Here is a 2,875-nt window from a genome sequence, read left to right as displayed (position 1 = left end):
AACTAGCGGACCGAGTGTTAAGGATAGGACTTCTACTCCTAAAGAGCCTAAAGAAAAAGAGGATAAGTATAAACTCTCTTTCGGTTTTAGGGATAAAGATAGGACTAGCTTTGAGATTGTGGCGGAGGATTATTTCCTTACTGAACTGACAGAAAAAGCAGGATTGGTGCGTTATTGACCCCTATGTTTTATCAAGGAAAAGGACATCAAGCTTCTGCTATCATTCTTACTAGAATGTTAGTTTCTGTCTCTAAGTCTCATAGAAAGGGACTTGAAAACTATGGCAAAGACATTAAAACCTAATTTAAATAAAGATGAGTTAAACACACTGTATAAGGCAAATCTTGCTTATGCTAAAAACACGCATGAGCATTATTTCAAATTTAAAAAAGATTTAGACTACAAACTCTTTAATCCTAGCATTATGCATGAGCAAGGTTCCATAAGCTTTGTAGGCGGACAAGGAGCTAAAAGATTATTAGACATACTCTACAAGCTCGCATTTAATGCTAAGTCTAATAAGATTGCCCTAGATAGACATTACGCCAAAATGTTTTTGCAAGTTGTAGCAAGAACTCTAAGAAAGAATGTCAATATATTAGAAGAGCAAGGGTTCATTGAAGTCATTAAAGGAAAACAAAGATACTTGTATGTGTATCTTAAAGATTACAGAGAATTAGAGGGCTATAACTACATAGGAGCTAATCAAAAGAACAATATCCCATCGCCTTTTTTCTTACAGATTATGCGTTTCTTAGAAAAGTTTGCCAAAGAAATTGAGAGAGTAAAAATTAACAACAAAGAATGTGTTATGCATATTCCTAGCCAAGAGCTTATGCAAAGAGTTAATAATGTTGTTTTAAAATTCACGCCTATTTCTAATCCTAATACCACTTACACTTTATCCCACTAGCGCGAAAAACTCCGTCCTTTAGGGCGGAGATGTAAGCGTTTAGCCGTTAGGCTATTTGAATATCGTTTCACCTAGATCCATTCGCTTTTTAGCTCATTCTATTAAAAATCAAAGTTAGCTAATTTAATGCGGTGTTTCTTGCTCTTGTATGTATTGCTTAATCATCTCTAAAGGCGCACCCCCACAACTCCCAGCGAAATAACTAGGCGACCATAAATGCTTCCCCCACAAACTAGCTTCAACGCTTTTGAAATGGTGTTGTCTAGTCAAACGACTGCTAACGCCTTTTAAAGAATTGACTAACTTACTCACGCTTACTTTTGGAGGGTAGTTGATAAGCAAATGCACATGATCGCTCTCCCCATCAAATTCTACCAATTCGCTCTCAAAGTCCTTACACACTTTGGCAAACACCGATCCTAAAAAATCTATCACTTCCTTATTGAACGCTGAACGCCTGTATTTAGTAACAAATACCAAATGCACATGCATTAAAAAAACACAATGTCTTCCGTGTCTCATATCATCAATTTTTTTCATAGACCTATTTTAACAAAAAGAGGTTAAAATACTTCTATGAAAGTCAATAAGGGTTTTAAATTCCGCTTGTATCCCACTAAAGAACAACAAGATAAGTTGCAACACTGCTTTTTTGTCTATAATCAAGCTTATAATATTGGCTTGAATTTACTGCAAGAGCAATATGAAACCAACAAAGATTTACCTCCCAAAGAAAGAAAGTGGAAAAAATCAAGCGAGTTAGATCATGCGATTAAACACCACTTGAACGCTAGGGGGTTAAGCTTTAGGAGTGTGATAGCCCAACAAGCACGCATGAATGTTGAAAGGGCTTTAAAAGATGCTTTTAAAGTTAAAAACAGGGGCTTTCCTAAATTCAAAAACTCTAAATTCGCCAAACAATCTTTTTTGTGGAACAATCAAGGCTTCTCTATCAAAGAGAGCGATGATGAGCGCTTCAAGACATTCACTCTGATGAAAATACCTTTACTCATGCGCATGCACAGAGACTTCCCCCCTAATTTTAAAGTGAAACAAATTAGTATCTCTTGCAGCCATAGAAAATATTTTGTTAGCTTTAGCGTGGAATACGAACAAGACATTACTATCATCAAAAACACTAAAAATGGTGTGGGGCTAGATTTGAATATCCTTGATATAGCTTGTTCTTGTGAGATAAACAACCATGAAAAACTAACGGACTTTAAGCAATACCAAACAGACATGAAAGAATTACTAGGGATAGAAATAGATGAAGAGATGGATACTAAACGACTCATCCCTACTTATTCCAAATTGTATTCTTTAAAAAAATACTCTGAAAAATTTAAAAGATTACAAAGAAAACAAAGCCGTAGGGTGTTAAAGTCTAAACAAAACAAAACCAAATTAGGAGGTAATTTTTACAAAACCCAAAAGAAATTAAACCAAGCCTTTGACAAGTCTAGTCATCAAAAAACAGACAGATACCATAAAATCACAAGCGAACTTTCAAAGCAATTTGAATTGATAGTAGTTGAAGATTTGCAAGTAAAAAACATGACTAAAAGAGCTAAACTCAAAAATGTTAAACAAAAGAGTGGACTTAATCAATCTATCAACAATACTTCATTCTATCAAATCATTTCTTTTTTAGATTACAAACAACAGCATAATGGCAAATTGTTAGTGAAAGTTCCCCCACAATATACGAGTAAAACTTGCCATTGTTGTGGGAATATCAACCACAAGCTTAAATTAAATCATAGGCAATATTGTTGTTTAGAATGCGGGTATAGAGAACACAGAGACATCAACGCTGCGAACAATATTTTAAGCAAAGGGTTAAGTCTTTTTGGGGTAGGAAATATCCATGCAGACTTTAAAGAACAAAGCCTTTCGTGTTAGTGTCCATTAGGACGCTTTAGTTAGGAAGCTCCTTGCTTTAGCAAGGGGTGGTTTCAC

General features: G+C 35.1%; 2 protein-coding genes and 2 pseudogenes. 3 read left to right on the top strand and 1 reads right to left on the bottom strand.

All coding sequences use genetic code 11. The annotated features are described in order from the left end of the window. Both EWZ81_RS08545 and EWZ81_RS07760 read left to right on the top strand, forming a co-directional pair. Positions 1 to 276 (top strand): annotated as a pseudogene (locus EWZ81_RS08545) (hypothetical protein); the annotation flags it as partial. 4 nt (positions 277 to 280) lie between these two features. Next, positions 281 to 910 (top strand): annotated as a pseudogene (locus EWZ81_RS07760) (integrase); the annotation flags it as partial. A 126-nt stretch (positions 911 to 1,036) separates the two neighbouring features. On the opposite strand, the gene tnpA reads toward EWZ81_RS07760, so the two are convergent. Continuing rightward, positions 1,037 to 1,453: an IS200/IS605-like element IS606 family transposase gene (gene tnpA / locus EWZ81_RS07755; RefSeq protein WP_000717710.1), complete on the bottom strand. Its 417-nt coding sequence runs from the start codon at positions 1,451 to 1,453 to the stop codon at positions 1,037 to 1,039. 36 nt (positions 1,454 to 1,489) lie between these two features. On the opposite strand from tnpA, the gene EWZ81_RS07750 reads away from it, so the two are divergent. Next, complete coding sequence (locus EWZ81_RS07750; RefSeq protein WP_165549569.1) at positions 1,490 to 2,818, top strand: RNA-guided endonuclease InsQ/TnpB family protein; 1,329 nt, start codon at positions 1,490 to 1,492, stop codon at positions 2,816 to 2,818. Positions 2,819 to 2,875 lie beyond the last annotated feature (57 nt).

The organism is Helicobacter pylori, assembly GCF_011140715.1.
GTDB classification, from domain to species: domain Bacteria; phylum Campylobacterota; class Campylobacteria; order Campylobacterales; family Helicobacteraceae; genus Helicobacter; species Helicobacter pylori_DA.
Note: the sequence above shows the minus strand (reverse complement) of the source record. Positions and strands in the feature narration are given on the sequence as shown.

What these genes read in the sequence shown, in the direction of transcription:
- EWZ81_RS07750 (WP_165549569.1), top strand. Translation starts at nt 1,490, where the DNA reads ATGAAAGTCAATAAGGGTTTTAAATTCCGCTTGTATCCCACTAAAGAA.
- tnpA (WP_000717710.1), bottom strand. Translation starts at nt 1,453, where the DNA reads ATGAAAAAAATTGATGATATGAGACACGGAAGACATTGTGTTTTTTTA.